This window comes from Streptomyces sp. NPDC093261 (genome assembly GCF_044753645.1).
Lineage (GTDB): Bacteria > Actinomycetota > Actinomycetes > Streptomycetales > Streptomycetaceae > Streptomyces.
On the sequence record NZ_JBIVNO010000019.1, the window covers coordinates 126,878 to 144,488 of the forward strand.

Below are 17,611 nucleotides of genomic sequence, written 5' to 3' on the forward strand. Positions count from 1 at the left end.
CGACGACGACGGGTTCTGGGCGGCCGTCCAGGACACCGACCTCGAAGCGCTGGAGTCCATGCTCGACGTCGACGGCGAGGCGCTGGCGAAGGTCATGCCGAAACTGCTCGACTGGCGGCGCGGGAGGGACGAGCAGTCCACGGTGGACAGCTGGCGGCACCGAATCGCCTGGCGCCCCGTCGCCGGACGCCGTGCGGCCGTCACGGGCACGTGGCTCGCGGTGCTGCCGGCTGACCGGGTTGGCGACGCCTGGGCGGACACCGTGGTCGGCGCGCTCGGCCCGGACACGGTCCGGGTCGAGATCGGCGACACCGATCGCGAGCGGGTCGCCGTACGGCTGCGTGAGGCCGTGGACGGCACGCGGGTCGCGGGCGTCCTGTCGCTGCTGGCGCTGGACGAGACGATCGTCGGCGCCGTACCGAACGGCGCGCTGCTGACCACCGCGCTCGTGCAGGCCCTCGGCGACGCCGGCATCACCGCGCCGCTGTGGTGCGCGACCCGTGGCGCGGTGTCGGTGGACGCCGACGAGCCGTTGACGCACCCGGTGCAGGCGGCGGTGTGGGGCCTCGGGCGCGTCGTGGCTCTCGAACACCCCGACCGCTGGGGCGGTCTCGTGGACCTGCCGTCCCTTCTGGACGGGGCCACGGCGACCCGGCTGCCGGGTGCGCTGTCCGGGGAGGGCGGTGAGAACCAGGTCGCGGTGCGGCCGGGCGCGGTGTTCGGCCGCCGGCTCGTGCCGGCGTCGGCGGCCGACCCGGACCGCCTGTGGACGCCGGACGGCACGGTCCTGGTGACCGGTGGCACCGGAGCGCTGGCCGCGCACGTCGCCAGGTCGCTCGCCGCGGAGGGCGTCCCACACGTGCTGCTCGCCGGCCGTCGCGGCGAGGCCGCGCCGGGTGCCGCCGAACTGCGGGCGGAACTGGAGGGCCTCGGCACGCGGGTCACCGTCGCGGCGTGCGATGTGGCCGACCGGGCCGGCCTGGCCGCGCTGCTGGACGGTATCCCGTCCGAACACCCGCTGACCGCGGTCGTGCACACGGCGGGCGTGCTGGACGACGGCGTCGTCGACGCCCTGACGCCGGACCGCTTCCAGGACGTGTTCCGCGCCAAGGTGACCTCGGCGCTACTGCTCGACGAGCTGACGCGTGATCTCGACCTGACCGGATTCGTGCTGTTCTCGTCGGCATCGGGCGCGGTGGGCAACCCCGGCCAGGCCAACTACGCCGCCGCGAACGCCGTGCTGGACGCGCTGGCCGAGCAGCGCCGGTCGAAGGGCCTCCCGGCCACGTCGATCGCGTGGGGCGCCTGGGACGCCGGCGGCATGGCCGCCACCGCACGTGCCGAGGAGGGCGCGCAGCGCACCGGCGTCGGAGCTATGGACCCGGCGCTGGCCGTGATGGCGCTGCGGCAACTCGTCGCGGAGCCGGTGGCGGCCGCGGTGGTGGCCCGAGTGAGCGCCGCGGAGTTCCTGCGCGGCGCCACGGGGTCCCGCCTGCGGACGTTGCTCCGGGAACTGCCCGGCGGCGAGGACATCGACACCCAGGCGCGGCGGCAGGAGGACGCGCCGCGGCTGCTGACGCGGCTCGCCGGCCTGACGCCGGTGCGGCGCCGGGAGCAGGTGCTGCGGCTGGTGCAGGACAGCGCGTCCGCGGTGCTCGGCCACGCCGACGCCGAACTGGTCGGACCCGACAGGGCGTTCCGGGACATGGGCTTCGACTCGCTCAGCGGCGTCGAGTTGCGCAACCAGCTCACCGCCGCGACCGGGCTGGCCCTGCCGTCCACGCTGGTGTTCGACCAGCCGACGCCCTCGGCGATGACCGCGTACCTGCTCGACGAACTCGGGCTGGACGAGGAGACCGACGGCGCCGTGGCCGACGGCGACGAGGTGGCCATCCGTTCGCTGCTCGCCTCCGTGTCGCTCGCCCGGCTCCGCGAGATCGGCGTGCTGGAACCCCTGCTGCAACTGACCGGCCGCGGCACCCAGCCGGCGGACGGCGGCGAGCCGGACGACGCCGCCAAGCAGGTGGACGTCGACGAGATGACCGTGGACGACCTGGTCCGAGCCGCGCTGGATGGCTCGTCCGACCTGACGGTCGACTGAGGGAGGGAAGATCCGGTGTCTACACCCAAGGACAGCACCGACAAGGTCGTCGAGGCGTTGCGGGCGGCCGTGAAGGAGACCGAGCGGCTGCGCAGCCACAACCAGCGGCTGGTCTCCGCCACCACCGAGCCGATCGCGATCGTCGGTATGGCGTGCCGGTTCCCGGGCGGCGTCACGTCGCCCGAGGACCTGTGGCGGCTCGTCGCTGACGGCGACGACGCCATCACGCCGATCCCCGCCGACCGTGGCTGGGACATCGGGGAACTGGCGGCCGGTGACACCACGCTGCTCGGCGGGTTCCTGCCGGATGCCGCCGACTTCGACGCCGCCTTCTTCGGCATATCACCGCGCGAGGCGCTGGCGATGGACCCGCAGCAGCGGCTGCTGCTGGAGACCTCGTGGGAGGCGCTGGAACGAGCCGGCGTCGACCCGGCGTCGCTGCGCGGCAGCAGGACCGGCGTGTTCGTCGGCACCAACGGCCAGGACTACGCGTACCTGATGGTGCGCTCTCCCGCGCAGAGCACGGGTGAGGTGGGCACCGGCATAGCGGCCAGCGCGATGTCCGGCCGGCTCTCCTACACGCTGGGCCTCGAGGGGCCGGCGATCACGGTGGACACGGCGTGTTCGTCGTCGCTGGTGGCACTGCACTGGGCGGCGCAGGCGCTGCGCGCCGGCGAGTGCACGCTGGCGCTGGCCGGCGGTGTGAACGTGATGAGCACGCCGGGCGCGCTGGTGGAGTTCTCCAAGCAGGGCGGCCTCGCCCCGGACGGGCGCTGCAAGGCGTTCGCCGACGAGGCCGACGGCACCGGCTGGGCCGAGGGCGCCGGCATGCTGCTGCTGGAGCGGCTGTCCGATGCCCGCCGCAACAGCCACCCGGTGCTCGCGGTGGTGCGCGGCTCGGCCGTCAACCAGGACGGCGCGTCCAACGGCTTCACCGCGCCGAGCGGGCCATCGCAGCAGCGGGTGATCCGCGCGGCGCTGGCCAACGCCCGGCTCACCGAGAACGACGTCGACGCCGTGGAGGCGCACGGCACGGGCACCGCGCTGGGCGACCCGATCGAGGCGCAGGCACTGCTGGCGACCTACGGCCGTGACCGGGAACGCCCGCTGCTGCTGGGCTCCGTGAAGTCGAACATCGGGCACACGCAGGCCGCCGCGGGCGTCGTAGGCGTGATCAAAATGGTTCAGGCGATACGGCACGGCGTGCTCCCGCGCACCCTGCACGCGCGCCATCCGACATCGCACGTGGACTGGTCGGCGGGCTCGGTCGAGTTGCTGACCGAGGAAGTGCCCTGGCCGGAGACGGGACGGCCCCGCCGTGCCGCCGTGTCGTCGTTCGGCATCTCCGGCACCAACGCGCACACCGTCCTGGAGCAGGCGCCCGAGCCGGCGCCGGCCGAGCAGGGCCCGGTGCGCGACGCGGTGGTGCCGTGGGTCGTGTCCGGTCGGACGCTGCCCGCACTGCGGGACCAGGTCGCGCGGCTGGTCGCGAACGTCGGGGCGACGACGAGCGCCGCCGACGTGGCCGCCACGCTGGCCACCGGCCGTACCGCCCACGAACACCGTGTGGCCGCCGTCGGCCGTGACACCGCGGACCTCGCGGCGGCGCTGTCGGCGTGGGCGTCGGGCGACCCCGCGCCGGGCGTGGTGTCGGACACAGCCGCGCGGACCGGAAAGCTGGCCGTGCTGTTCACCGGCCAGGGCGCGCAGCGGCTCGGCATGGGCCGCGAACTGCATGCCCGGTTCCCGGCGTTCGCCAGGGCCTTCGACGAGGTCGCCGCCGAGCTGGACCGGCATCTGCCCGGCTCGGTCCGTGACGTCCTCTGGGGTACTGACGCCGACAGCCTGAACAGCACGAACTGGTCGCAGCCCGCCCTGTTCGCCGTAGGAGTGGCGCTCCACCGGCTCGTCGAGTCCTGGGGCGTGCAGGCCGACCTCGTCGCCGGCCACTCGCTCGGTGAGATCACCGCCGCGCACGTGTCCGGGGTGCTGAGCCTCGCCGACGCGTGCCGGCTGGTCGCCGCCCGCGCCGTGCTGATGGGTGCGCTGCCGGACGGCGGCGCGATGCTCGCCGTGGCGGCGACCGAGGAGGAGGTCGAGCCGCTGCTTGGCGCAGCGGTGTCGATGGCGGCGGTCAACGGCCCGACGGCGGTGATCGTCGCCGGCGCCGAGGACGCGGTCGAGCGGGTCGCCGGCGCGGCCGACCAGCGCGGGTGGAAGCACAAGCGGCTCGCGGTGTCGCACGCCTTCCACTCGGCACACATGGATCCGATGCTGAGCGACTTCGCCGACGCCATCGCGGACATCGAGTTCGGCGACGCGCGGATCCCGCTGGTGTCGTCCGTGACCGGCAGCGTCGCGGAGGCGGCGCAGATCCGGGACGCTGCCTACTGGGTGGCGCACGTGCGACGACCGGTCCGGTTCGCCGACGGCGTGCGCGCGCTGCTCGCCGCCGGGGCGACGACCTTCCTGGAACTGGGCCCCGACGCAACCCTGTGCGCGATGGTGCAGGACACCGCGCCGGATCCCGTCACCGCCATCCCCGTGCTGCGTGCGGGCCGCGACGAGGAGACCACCGTGGTGAGCGCGCTCGCGAGACTGTCCGCACGCGGCGAGCACGTCGCGTGGGACGCGTTCTTCGCGCCGCTCGGGACACGTCCGGTGGAGCTGCCCACGTATGCGTTCCAGCGCTCCCGGTTCTGGCCGGACGGCGGTGGGGGCGGCGACGTCGCGTCGGTCGGGCAGTCGGCGCTCGGCCACGCGCTGCTCGGTTCGTCCGTGGAACTGGCCGGCGACGGGGGTGTGGTGCTCACCGGCCGGCTCTCGCCTGCCACCCAGCCGTGGCTGGCGGACCACGTCATCCAGGGCCGGGTCCTGTTCCCCGGCACAGGCTTCGCCGAGCTGGCGCTGCGCGCCGCCGACGAGGTCGGCGCGGATCTCGTCGAGGAGCTGACGCTGTCGGTGCCGTTGGAGCTGCCCCGGCACGGCGCCGTCGCCGTCCAGGTGCGGGTGGGCGCGGCCGACGAGGACGGCCGCCGGTCGGTGGGCATCTACTCCCGCGACGCCGAGCACGCCGGCGAATGGCTCCAGCACGCCGCGGGCACGCTGGGGACCGGAAGCCCCGACGCCGGCACCGACTTCGCGTCGGCGTGGCCGCCGCCCGGCACCGATCAGGTCGACCTGGCCGGCTTCTACGACGGCGGTGACTACGGGCCGGCCTTCCAGGGCCTGCGCGCGGTCTGGCGGCGGGACGGCGAGGCGTTCGCGGAGGTGGCACTGCCCGCCACGGCCCGTGGCGCGGACCGGATGGGCATGCACCCGGCGCTGCTGGACGCCGTGCTGCATGCCGTCGGCTGGGTCGAGTCCCCGGACGGCGGCCGTGGCGTGCTGCCGTTCTCGTGGGAGGACGTGGCCCTGCATCGCACGGGCGCGACCACGCTGCGCGTTCGGCTCACCCGCGGCGGCCAGGAGGCCGTCGGCATCGAGGCGGTGGACGGTGCCGGCCGGCCGGTGGTGACCGTGGGCAGGCTGGTGCTGCGTGCGCCGTCGGAGGAGGACACGGCGCGACACCCCGACTGGCTGTTCCGCGTCGACTGGACACCGTTCGCCGTCCGGCCGGCGACCGGAGCTTTCGTGGTGCTCGGCGTGGACCCGGGCGGACTCGCCGGCGCGGTGCGGTATGACACCGTCCACGCCGCGCTCGCCGCCGGACCGGACGTGGTCTTCGCGCCGGTCAGGGGCGCTGGCGTGCTCGATGCGACGACGCGGGCGCTCGGCCTGGTCCAGGAGTGGCTCGCCGACCGGCGCGCCGAGGACGTTCCGCTGGTGTTCGTCACCGACGGCGCCGTGTCCGGCGCGGACGTCCCGGCCGCCGCCGTGGGGGGTCTGGTGCGGACCGCGCAGGCCGAGCACCCGGGACGCTTCCTGCTGCTCGACGCCGCTGCCGATGAGTGGCCGCTGCTCGCGGTGGCACCGGGACTGGTGGCGGCGGGGGAGACCCAAGCCGTCATCGAGGGCGGCACCGTGAAGGTCGGCCGACTGACCCGGTTCGCGGGCGCGGGGCGGCCGTCCGAGTGGCACCCCGGCGGCACGGTGCTCGTCACCGGCGGCACCGGCGGCCTCGGCGCGCAGCTGGCCCGGCACCTCGTCGCGGAGCACGGCGTGCGCAAGCTGCTGCTCCTCAGCAGGCGCGGCCTCCGGGCGCCCGGCGCGAGCGAGCTGGCGGCCGAGCTCACCGGTCACGGCGCGCACGTCGACATCGTCGCCTGCGATGTCGCCGACCGCGCCGCCCTGGCCGCCGTGCTCGAGGGGCGCAGGGTCACCGCCGTCGTGCACACCGCGGGTCTGCTGGACGACGGCCTCGTCACCACGCTCACCCCGGAGCGGCTCGACGGCGTGCTAGGGCCCAAGGTGGACGCCGCACGGCACCTGCACGAGCTGACGGAGGACCTGGACGCGTTCGTCCTGTTCTCCTCCGTCGCGGGTACGCTCGGCAGCCCCGGCCAGGGCAACTACTCCGCCGCGAACGCCGCCCTCGACGCGCTCGCCCGCGAGCGCCATGCGGATGGTCGGACCGCGCTGTCGCTGGCGTGGGGCCCGTGGACGCAGGACGCCGGCATGACCGGTGCGCTGACCGAGGCCGACCTCAAACGCATGGCGGATTCCGGCTCCGCGCCGCTCACGGTGGCGCAGGGCCTGGCGCTCTTCGACGCGGCCGTCGCCACCGACGAGCCGGTGCTGGTGCCGCTGGCGGTACGCCCCGGCGCCGGCGCCCCCCATCCGTTGCTGCGCGGCCTCGTGCGCACGCGGCGTCGGCGCCCGTCGGCCGATGTGGCCCCGGCGGCTCCGGCCACGGCGCGGCTCGCAGGCCTGGACGAGCAGGCGCGCACGCGATTCGTCCTGGACCTGGTGCGTGCCGAGGTGGCGGCGGTGCTGGCGCACGACTCGACGGACGGCGTCGCCGATGACCGCGAGTTCCGCGACCTCGGCATGGACTCGCTGACCGCCGTGGAGCTGCGCAACCGGCTCGCGACGGCCACCGGGCTGCGGATGTCCGCGACCCTGGTGTTCGACTACCCGACCCCCGCCGCGCTCGCGGACCACCTGCTGTCCCGGCTCAGCGGCGCGGCGACCCCGAACCCGCTGGCGGAGCTGGACCGGCTGGAGTCCGCGCTGGCGGGCGCCGACCCCGACCCGATCACACGCGCCGCCATCACGGCCCGGCTGCGAGGCCTCGCGGCGCAGTGGGCCGGTGTCGACCCGACGCCCGAAGGCGAGGCCGTCGCGGAACAGATCTCCTCGGCCAGCACCGACGAGATCCTCGCCTTCATCGACCACGAGCTCGGCCGGATCAACGACCGCTGAACTCCCCACATTCCGCACCGAAAGGTAGCCATTTGCGATGGCGGACGACACCAAGCTGGTCGAGTACCTGAAATGGGTGACGGCCGATCTGCACCGGACCCGGCGCCGACTGGAAGAGGCCGAGTCCGGCCACCACGAGCCCGTCGCGATCGTGGGCACGGCTTGTCGGTACCCCGGCGGCGTCACCACCCCCGAGCAGCTGTGGGAGCTGGTCGCCGACGGCCGCGAGGGGATCGTGCCCTTCCCGACCGACCGCGGCTGGGACCTGGACCTGCTCTCGGGCGAGGGCCCCGGCCACAGCGCCACGCTGCGCGGCGGCTTTCTGCACGATGTCGCCGGATTCGACGCGGCCTTCTTCGGCATCTCGCCGCGTGAGGCCGTGGTGCTCGACCCGCAGCAGCGGCTGCTGCTGCAGACTTCATGGGAGGCGTTCGAGCGGGCCGGCATCGACCCGGCGTCGCTGCGTGGCAGCCGCACCGCGGTGTTCGTCGGCACCGACGGGCAGGACTACGCCTCGCTGGTGCTGGACTCCGTCGAGGACGCGGAGGGGCACGCCGGCACGGGCATCGCGGCGAGCGCGATCGCAGGCCGCCTCTCCTACACCTTCGGCCTCGAGGGCCCCGCGGTCACCGTGGACACCGCATGCTCGTCGTCGCTGGTGGCGCTGCACCTGGCGGCACAGGCGCTACGGGCCGGGGAGTGCGACCTCGCACTGGCCGGCGGCGTCACCGTGATGTCGACTGCGCTCCGGTTCGCCGGCTTCACCCGCCAGGGCGCGCTCGCGTCGGACGGGCGGTGCAAGGCATTCGCGGACGCCGCGGACGGCACCGGCTGGTCCGAGGGCGTCGGCATGTTCGTGGTGGAGAAGCTGTCCGACGCTCAGCGGCTGGGCCACCCCGTCTGGGCGGTGGTGCGCGGCTCCGCCGTCAACCAGGACGGCGCTTCCAACGGCTTCACCGCCCCCAACGGGCCGTCCCAGCAGCGGGTCATCCAGCAGGCGCTGGCCGGCGCCGGCCTGAGCGCCGGCGATGTCGACGTGGTCGAGGCGCACGGGACCGGTACCAGGCTCGGCGACCCGATCGAGGCGCAGAGCCTGCTCGCCACCTACGGCCAGGACCGCGAGCGGCCGGTGTTGCTCGGCTCCGTGAAGTCCAACATCGGCCACACGCAGGCCGCGGCCGGCGCGGCCGGCGTCATCAAGATGGTTATGGCGATGCGGCACGGCGTCGTCCCGCAGACCCTGCACGTGGACGCGCCCTCGTCCCACGTGGACTGGACGCAGGGCGCGGTCCGGCTGGCGACGGTCGCCACGCCGTGGCCGGAGACCGGACGCCCCCGCCGCGCCGGTGTGTCGTCGTTCGGCGTGAGCGGCACCAACGCGCACACGATCCTGGAGCAGGCGCCCACGCAGGACCCGGCGGAGAGTGCGCCGGAGACCTCGGTGATTCCGTGGGCACTGTCGGCGAAGACCGCCGCCGCGCTACGTGATCAGGTGACCGCGTTGGTGGAGCGCGCCCGGCGGGAGCCGGACTGGTGCGCCGCGGACGTCGCGGCGGCGCTTGCCGCACGGACTCGGTTCGAGCACCGCGTGGTGGCGACCGGCCGCACCCGGCGCGACCTGGCCGACGCGCTCTCCGCGTGGGCCGCCGGCGGCGCGGCGCAGGGCGTCGTGGCCGGCACGGTACAGCGCGGGCGGCTCGGGCTCGTCTTCACCGGCCAGGGCTCGCAGCGTCTGGGCATGGGCCGCGAGCTGTACGCGCGTTTCCCGGTCTTCGCCGAGGCGTTCGACGCCGTCGTCACGGAGCTGGGCACCGAGGTCCGCGACGTGATGTGGGGCGGGGACGCCGAGGCGCTCGACCTCACCCGCTGGTCGCAGCCGGCGTTGTTCGCGCTGGAGGTGGCGCTCTACCGGCTGGTGGAGTCGTGGGGCGTCCGACCCGACGTCGTGGGCGGGCACTCACTGGGGGAGATCACCGCCGCGCACGTCGCGGGTGTGTTGTCGCTGCCCGACGCCTGCCGCCTCGTGACCGCGCGGGCAACACTGATGGATGCGCTGCCGGAGGGCGGCGCGATGCTCGCCGTCTCGGCGGCGGAGGCCGACGTGGTCGCCGTGCTCGGCGAGGGGGCGGCCGTCGCGGCGGTGAACGGGCCGGCGGCGACCGTCGTCGCGGGCGGGACGGAAGCGGTGGAGCGGGTCGCCGCCGTGGCGGCCGAAAGAGGCTGGAAACACAGGCGGCTGTCGGTGTCGCACGCGTTCCACTCGGCGCTTATGGACCCGATGCTCGACGGCTTCGCCGCCGCCATCGCCGACGTCACGTTCGCGCGGCCGACGATCGGTCTGGTCTCCGGCGCCCCGACCGATCCCGGCTACTGGGTGCGGCACGTCCGCGAGCCGGTCCGGTTCCTGGAGACCGTCACCACCATGGCCGAGGGAGGTGTGACCACGTTCATGGAACTGGGGCCCGACGGCACACTGTCCGCGATGATCGCAGCGACGGTCGACACCGCTGCCACGGTGCCGATGCTGCGGCCGGACCGTCCGGAGGAGGAGTCGGCCGTCACCGCGCTCGCCACCCTGCACACCCGCGGCGTCGCCGTCGATCCGGGTACGGTGCTGCCGCCGGCGCGGCCGGTGGATCTGCCGACCTACCCCTTCCAGAACGTCCGCTACTGGCCACAGGCCCGCTCCGCCGCGGCCGACGTCACAGGGGCAGGTCTCGGCTCGGTGGCGCACCCGCTGCTCGGCGCGGCCGTGGAACTCGCCGACGGCGACACCGTGCTGACCGGACGGTTGTCGCTGCGCACGCATCCGTGGCTCGCGGACCACGTCGTGGCTGGCGCCGTCGCGCTCCCGGCCACCGCTTTCGCGGAGTTGGCGTTCCGCGCGGCCGACGAGGTCGGCTGCGACACCGTCGATGAACTGACCATCGCGGCCCCGCTCGGCCTGCCCGAGACCGGCTCGGTCACGGTGCAGGTGCGGGTCGCCGCCGCCGACGAGCGGGGACACCACCGCGTAGGCGTGTTCTCCCGCCAGGACACCACCGGTGCCGCCTGGCTGCCCCATGCCACCGGCACCCTCACGACCCGCGGCGTGACCGGCGCGACCTTGGCGTGGCCGCCGCGTGACGCCGAATCCGTCGACATCAGCGCGCACTACGACGGCTCCGGCTACGGCCCGGCGTTCCAGTGTCTGCGCGAGGTCCGGCGGGCCGGCGACACCGTGTACGCCGAGGTGGCGCTGCCGCATTCGATCGGGGACGCCGCGGACTTCGGCGTGCACCCGGCACTGCTCGACTCGGTGGTGCAGGCGGTGGCGTTCCTGCCGGATGCCGCCGGCCGTGTGCTGGCGCCGTTCTCGTGGGAGGGCGCGTCGCTGCACGCCTCCGGGCCGGCGCTGCTGCGCGTGGCTATCAGCTCGCTCGGCGGCGACGCCGTCTCCATCAGGGCGGTCGACCCGGCCGGCCGTCCCGTGGTGTCGGTGGCGTCGCTGACGCTGCGTGAGCCCGTCGCCGCCGGGCCGGTGCGGCCGGAGTCGGACTGGCTGTTCCGTCTCGACTGGACGCCGGTCGACGTCGCCCCGGTGCCGGGCAGGCGATGGGCGGTGCTCGGCCCCGACACCTGCGGCCTCGGTGCCGCGCTGGCGCGCGCGGGCTGCGACGTCCTCGGCCACGGCGACACGGCCGACGCGGTGCTGGCCACGCGGCCCGACCTCGTGGTCGCGGCCGTCACGGGCGGTTCGGTGCAGGACGCCACCGCGTCGGCGCTCGACCTGCTCACGTCCTGGCTGGCCGACGAGCGTGCCGACGATGTGCCGCTCGTGCTGGTCACCTCCGGTGCGGTGACCGGTGCGGACGTGCCCGCGGCCGGCGTGTGGGGTCTCGTGCGGGCGGCCCAGGCGGAGAACCCCGGTCGGTTCCTGCTGCTCGACGTCGACGACACGGAAGCGTCCCGGCTGCTCGTCGCCGCGGCGCCCGGCCTGCTGGACGAGGATGAGACACAGGCCGTCCTCACGGACGGGGTGGCCGCCGTCGCCCGGCTGGCGAGGTTCGGCAGCGTGCCGGAGCCCCGGGCGTGGGACCCGGACGGCACGGTCCTCATCACCGGCGGCACCGGCGGCCTGGGGAGCGCGCTGGCCCGGCACCTGGTCGCGGAACGAGGCGTGCGCAAGCTGCTGTTGGTCAGCCGACGCGGCCCGGAGGCCCCGGGTGCACCGGAGCTGGCGGCCGGGCTCACCGAACAGGGCGCTGACGTCACACTGGTGGCGTGTGACATGACCGACCGCGATGCGGTGGCCGCCCTCCTGGCCGAGCACCCGGTCCGGGCGGTCGTGCACACGGCGGGCGTGCTGGACGACGGCGTGATCGGTACGCAGACGCCGGACCGGCTGGCGGCAGTGCTGCGGCCGAAGGTGGACGCGGCCCAGCACCTGGACGAACTCGTCGGCGACGTGGACGTGTTCGTGCTGTACTCCTCCCTCTCGGGCGTGATGGGTGGCGTCGGCCAGGCCAACTACGCGGCCGCCAACGCCGCTTTGGACGCCATCGCGGCCCGGCGCCAAGCCGCCGGGCGTCCCGCGCTGTCGCTGGCGTGGGGCGCGTGGGTGCAGGACGCCGGCATGACGGGAGCGCTGTCGCAGGCCGAGATGCGGCGGATGGCGAACTCGGGTTCGATGCCGCTCACCGTGGCACAGGGCATGGCCCTGTTCGACGCCGCATCCGCCACCGACGAGGCGCTCCTCGTGCCGCTGGCGGTGAAGCCCGGTGTGAAGGGCGGACCGGCCACGCACCCGATCCTGCGCGGCCTGCTGCGGGCACCGCGCCGCCGGGCTGCCGCGGACGCGTCCGAGGTCTCCACGTCGACGCTGCGCGAGCGGCTGAGCGGCCTGTCCGCCGCCGACCAGCACACGGTGCTGCGTGAGCTGATCGTCGACTACGCGGCGGCCGTGCTTGGCCACGTCGACGCGAGCGACATGGACCCGGAGCGTGACTTCCTGGAGGCCGGCTTCGACTCGCTGATGTCGGTGGAGCTGCGCAACCGGCTCGCCGGCACGGTCGGTCTCCGGCTGCCCAGCACGGTCGTACTCGACCACAAGACACCCGCCGAGCTGGCCCTGTGGCTGCGTGGCCGACTCGCCGATCACATCGGGCCGGCCCCGACGGCCGCGCCTGGGCAGTCCGGCGACACCGTCGGCACGCTGTACTTCGACGCGGTCCGGGCGGGCAAGGTCGACGAGGGCTGGGAGTTGCTCAAGGCTATCGCCCTCACCCGCCCGCTTTTCGAGGCGCCGGCCGAACTGGAGGAGCTGCCTCAGCCCGTCACCCTCGCGGACGGGCCGACCGAGCCACGGCTGATCTGCATCAGCTCACCCGTGTCCGTCGGCGGCGCGCACCAGTACGCCCGTCTCGCCGCCCACTTCCGCGGCGACCGTGGTGTGCAGGCATTGCCGCTGGTCGGGTTCGCGGCCGGGGAGAGCCTGCCCAGCTCGTCCCGGGCCATCACACGGGCCGCCGCGGAAAGTGTGCTGCACGCCAGCGACGGGGACCCGTTCGTGCTGGTCGGCCACTCGTCGGGCGGTGCGCTGGCCTTGGCGGTGGCCGGGCTGCTGGAGAGCGTGTGGGGGGTGCGCGCCGACGGCGTGATCATGCTCGACACGCTCAGCCTGCGGCACGAGCACGGGGACAGCGTGGACTACCGGCTGCTGGCCAGGAGGTTCATGGGCGAGACGGACTCGGCCACCGTGACGGTGGACAGCAACCGGCTGTCGGCCATGGCGCACTACCTCAACCGCATGTCCGCCCTGGAAGTTCCGCCGACCACCGCCCCGACGCTGCTGGTGCGGTGCAGCGTGCCCCTGCTCGGTGATCCCGACACACGGGTGGAGCACGGGCAGCAGGACCTGCTCGTCCCCGCGGAGACGGTCCGCACCATCGACGCCGACCACTTCTCCTTGGCGCAGCGGGACTCCAACGTCACGGCGACCGTCATGAAGGAGTGGCTGGCCACGCTGTGACGGACAACCACACAAAGACGCAGCGTGCGCCCGCGAGCAGGAAGCGGGCGCACGCTGTGCGGCAGGGAAGACGTCCTAGCGGCTGAGGGTGATGGTGCCGGACGGGCACACCTGCGCCGCCATCGCCGCGGCGGCCGCCTGCGTGGCGTCCGGCTCGGCGTCGAGCACCTCTACCAGACCGTCGTCGTCGCCCTGGTCGAACAGCGCCGGCGCCGTCAGCGCGCACTGGCCCGCGCCGACGCACCGGCTCCTGTCCACATGGATCTTCATGACTTCGCTCCTCTGGTTCACCAACGGACGGGCAACGCGTGCAGACCGAACAGGGTGCCGTCGTACTTGAACGGCAGGGCGGTGACGTCGGCGTCGACCGCGAGCGTCGGCACCCGGCGGAACAGCGTCTGGTAGACGATCTCCATCTCGGCACGCACCAGGTTCTGTCCGAGGCACTGGTGCACCCCGTAGCCGAACGCGACGTGGTGGCGCGCGGCCCGGCCCGGATCGAACTCGTCGGGCCGGTCGAAGCTGTTCAGGTCGTGGTTGGCGCCGGCGATGAGCGGGATGATGCCCTCCCCGGCCCTGACGACCTGCCCGCCGATCTCCACGTCCTCGACCGCCACGCGCAGCGCGACCAGGTCCGCGACCGAGTGGTAGCGCAGCAGCTCGTCCACCGCGCGGTCGTCGCCGATCCACTGCGGGTTCGACAACAGGGTCACCACGCCGAGTGCGATGTTGTTCGCGGTGGTCTCGTGCCCGGCGATCAGCAGCAGCATGATGACCCCGGTCAGCTCTTCCGGGGACAGCACCGCGGACTCCAGCAGCCGGGAGATCAGGTCGTCGCCCGCCCGCCTCTGCTTGACCTTGATGAGCCTGCCGATGTAGCGCAGCAGCTCCTGGACGGCCACGCCCCGCTCGTCCTCGGTGGTGGTCTTCAGGTTCACCAGCGTTTTGGTGCGCGACTCGAAGAACTCCCGGTCCACGAACGGCACGCCCAGCATCGTCGAGATCACCAGTGAGGGCACTGGCAGCGCGAACTCGGAGACCAGATCGGCGGAGTCGCCGAGGGAGAGCAGGTGGTCGACGCAGCGGTCCACGGTCTCCTGGATGAGGGGCCGCCACTGCCGGATGCGCCGCACGCTGAATTCGGGGATCAGCGCCTTGCGGAACCTGTCGTGCTCCGGAGGGTCGATGCCGACGAACCAACCGGGAATCTGGTCCTGCGTCGGCACTCCGCCGGTCCCGGCGACGTTGGGAAACCCCTCGCGCGCGGGATCGGAGCTGATCCGGCGGTCGGTCAGCACGGTGCGCACGTCCTCGTACCGCGACACCAGCCACACCGGGCTGCCCGTGGGCAGTGTCGAGCGGATCAGACCGGGCTGCTCGCGGAAGTCGGCGTACTGAGGCGGCGGGAAGGGCTCGCCGGGTAACCGTACCGGGAACTCCGTCGCCTCGGGTTCGGTAAGCGTCATGGGTGCACGTCCCATCGGGATCGGGGCGCCGGTCAGCCGGCACCGTAGAACTTGCGGACCCGGCCGACGATGAAGTCCTGGTCCTCGGGGCTCAGATCGGTGTAGGTCGGCAGGTAGAGGCCCTCCTGCGCGAACCGGGTGGCTCTGAGCGAAGGCCACACCGGGTCGCGGTACATCGGCTGCCTGCTCATCGGCTGGAAGAAGTAGCGGGTCTCGATGCCGTTCTCCGTGAGGAACTCCATGAGCTCGTCGCGGTCCCGGGCCAGCACGTCGTACATCCACAGCACCTGCCGTGACGGCATCACTGTGATGCCGTCGACGCCGGCGAGCTCGCGGTCGTAGTGCGCTTCGATGCGCGCCCGTGCCGCGAGGATCTCGTCGATCCGCTCGGTCTGTGCCAGGGCGACGGCGGCCTGCAGATTGGTCATCCGGAAGTTGTAGGCGAGCTTCTTGTGCAGGAAGTTGTGCTCCCTGCTGAACGCCATGCCCCGCAAGTGCTCCATCTGGGCGGCCAGACGGGGGTCGTCGGTGACGCATACGCCGCCCTCGCCCGAGGAAATGATCTTGTTTGCGAACAGCGAGAAGCACGCGATGTCCCCGACCGGGCGGATGCCGTGCGCCTCGGCGGAGTCCTCGACCACCCGGAGGTTGTACTCGAAGGCGATCTTCATGATCGCGTCCATGTCGCACCGCCTGCCGTAGACGTGTACCGGCATGATGGCCCTGGTCCGGGGAGTGATCTTGTCCTCGATCAGTGTGACGTCGATGTTCAGGTCGTCGCCGCAGTCCACGAACAGGGGCGTGGCGCCCGTGTACGACACCGCCCAGGCCGTCGCGACCATGGTGAACTCCGGAACCAGCACCTCGTCGCCCGGCCCGATGCCCAGCGCCCGCAGTGCCAGGGTCAGTGCCGTGGTGCCCGACGAACAGGCGACGGCGTGCCCGACCCCGTTGTATCCGGCGAACGTCTGCTCGAATCGCGGAATGTAGGGTCCCTGCGCGGAGATCCATCCGCTGGTGACCGCATCGGTGACGTACTCCAGTTCGCGCCCTTTCATGCTGGGCCTGGAGACCGGGTACTTGAATCCCATGGGGTCCTCGTTCGTTGAGTGGTGCCGGCGCCGAAGGGGATCGCTCGGGGGTAGCGCTTCGCAGCGGTCAGGAAGCCAGGGCGGGCAGGTCCAGCACCAGATCGGTGGCGGCAGCCGCGCCGCCGGCGGCGCGCAGCAGCTTGCCGAAGTGCTGGGCGCGCTCGCTGAACGACGGCTCGTCCAGTACCCGTCGGAGCGCACGGAAGATGTCGTCACCGGTGCCGCGGTGCGGATCGACGGTCAGGCTGACGCCGAAGTCCGCGCCGCGCACCGCCTGGTCGTAGCAGTCCACCCACAGGGGGCGGATGACCATGGGCTTGCCGAAGTAGAGGCCCTCGTGGAAGCCGTTGCCACCGCCGTGGGTCAGGAACGCCTTCACGTTCGGGTGGGCGAGCACGTCGAGCTGGGAGGGCACCCAGCTCTCGATGCGCACGTTCTCGGGCAGCGGCCCCTCGGGCAGCAGACGCTGCTGCTCGACGGGCAGCTTCCACAGGATGTGGTGGTCGTTGCCCAGCCGCCGTGCCACCGTGAGCATGTCACGCACCTGTTCGGAGGTCAGGCGGGTGGTGGTGCCCAGGCCGACGAAGATCACGGAGTTGTGCGCGGCGAGCCACCCGCTGACGTCCTCGTCCTCGAGTGCCTGAGGCAGCGGCGGGATCAGCGCGCCCACCATCCTCATGTTGTCCGGCGCCCGGAAGGGGTAGTCCAACTCGGCCAGTGACCCGTTCACGACCAGTTCGGCGCGTTCGATCCTGGCCAGGAAGCGCCGCGCCTCCGGGGCGATGCCCAGCTGCTGCCGGGTCCGTCTGTCCCGCTTGAGGACCCGCGCCATGGACGGGCGCAGGAAGATTCCCAGGGTGCGCACACGGAAGAGCCGGTTCTCGATCCGCTGCCGCGGCGTCATGTGCACGGACAGGCCCGAGTGCGGCACGGGGAAGTCGGGGCTGGTGTACGCCTTGGTGAAGGGGGTGTACGAGGTCACGTAGTTGCTCGGCAGGAAGGGCGAGACGAGCACGTACGGGATCCTGCGGGTGATCGCGATGTCGATGGCGTACGCGGTGAGGCTCTCGATGACCATCAGCGCGGGCTCGAGTTTCTCGACGATCTCCAGGAGCCGCCTGTACTTGTCGACGTGCAGCGCGGGGTCGTAGGTGTGGCGGATCACGGCGGCATGCGCGGCGAACCGCTTCGGGCCTGTCACCTTGGCGTAGACGTCCTCGTCCCACGTCAGGGCCGACAGCTCAGGCACCACGTCGCCGAGTGAGGCGAAGCGTACCGTCGACACGTCGGCCAGCGCCTCGATGTCGCCCCGGCGTTCCTCGTCGGTGGCGAACCACAGGTCCGGGACGCCGCGCCGTGCGAACTCGCCTGCGATCGTCTGGACCGGGTTGAACAGACCGCTCTCCGGGAGGCTGACGAACAGGATCGGCCGCGAGCTGGATGACATGCGGGACACCTTTCGGGCGGGCTTATCCACGGACGGGACCGGCATGCGCCCCCGAGGTCCCGTTTATCCCACCGTCGACGGCCGGAATTCCCTAGACCGGCAGGGAGCCGCGCAGGTCCCCGCGCCCGTGCC

Annotated in this window: 6 protein-coding genes and 1 pseudogene (1 of these 7 only partly in view); 3 read left to right on the forward strand and 4 right to left on the reverse strand. The window is 73.2% G+C overall.

Annotation, left to right across the window (positions count from 1 at the left end; genetic code table 11):
* The 3 genes and pseudogenes from ACIP94_RS30840 to ACIP94_RS30850 all read left to right on the forward strand — a co-directional run.
* On the forward strand, nt 1–2,101 hold the 3' portion of the coding sequence (locus ACIP94_RS30840) for a type I polyketide synthase (RefSeq protein WP_402432875.1). It extends 25,598 nt beyond the left edge of the window; 2,101 of the gene's 27,699 nt are visible here — the last part of the coding sequence; its start codon lies off the left edge, out of view; its stop codon occupies nt 2,099–2,101.
* Between the two features lie 66 nt (nt 2,102–2,167).
* Nucleotides 2,168–7,465, forward strand: a pseudogene (locus tag ACIP94_RS30845) (SDR family NAD(P)-dependent oxidoreductase); the annotation flags it as partial.
* Nucleotides 7,466–7,502: 37 nt separating this feature from the next.
* Nucleotides 7,503–13,475 (forward strand): SDR family NAD(P)-dependent oxidoreductase, encoded by a 5,973-nt coding sequence (locus ACIP94_RS30850; protein WP_402432878.1) that lies wholly within the window; start codon nt 7,503–7,505, stop codon nt 13,473–13,475.
* Nucleotides 13,476–13,550: 75 nt separating this feature from the next.
* On the opposite strand, the gene ACIP94_RS30855 is transcribed toward ACIP94_RS30850, so the two are convergent.
* From ACIP94_RS30855 to ACIP94_RS30870, 4 genes are all read right to left on the reverse strand, one after another.
* Nucleotides 13,551–13,745 (reverse strand): ferredoxin, encoded by a 195-nt coding sequence (locus ACIP94_RS30855; protein ID WP_402432881.1) that lies wholly within the window; start codon nt 13,743–13,745, stop codon nt 13,551–13,553.
* A gap of 17 nt (nt 13,746–13,762) precedes the next feature.
* Complete coding sequence (locus ACIP94_RS30860) at nt 13,763–14,941, reverse strand: cytochrome P450 (protein WP_402432884.1); 1,179 nt, start codon at nt 14,939–14,941, stop codon at nt 13,763–13,765.
* 32 nt (nt 14,942–14,973) lie between these two features.
* Nucleotides 14,974–16,032, reverse strand: a complete 1,059-nt coding sequence (locus ACIP94_RS30865) for a DegT/DnrJ/EryC1/StrS family aminotransferase (protein WP_402432887.1) — start codon at nt 16,030–16,032, stop codon at nt 14,974–14,976.
* A gap of 67 nt (nt 16,033–16,099) precedes the next feature.
* Nucleotides 16,100–17,479, reverse strand: a complete 1,380-nt coding sequence (locus tag ACIP94_RS30870; RefSeq protein ID WP_402432890.1) for a glycosyltransferase — start codon at nt 17,477–17,479, stop codon at nt 16,100–16,102.
* Nucleotides 17,480–17,611 lie beyond the last annotated feature (132 nt).

Coding starts and splice junctions, on each gene's coding strand:
- ACIP94_RS30850 (WP_402432878.1), top strand. CDS start 7,503: ATGGCGGACGACACCAAGCTGGTCGAGTACCTGAAATGGGTGACGGCC.
- ACIP94_RS30855 (WP_402432881.1), bottom strand. CDS start 13,745: ATGAAGATCCATGTGGACAGGAGCCGGTGCGTCGGCGCGGGCCAGTGC.
- ACIP94_RS30860 (WP_402432884.1), bottom strand. CDS start 14,941: ATGACGCTTACCGAACCCGAGGCGACGGAGTTCCCGGTACGGTTACCC.
- ACIP94_RS30865 (WP_402432887.1), bottom strand. CDS start 16,032: ATGGGATTCAAGTACCCGGTCTCCAGGCCCAGCATGAAAGGGCGCGAA.
- ACIP94_RS30870 (WP_402432890.1), bottom strand. CDS start 17,479: ATGTCATCCAGCTCGCGGCCGATCCTGTTCGTCAGCCTCCCGGAGAGC.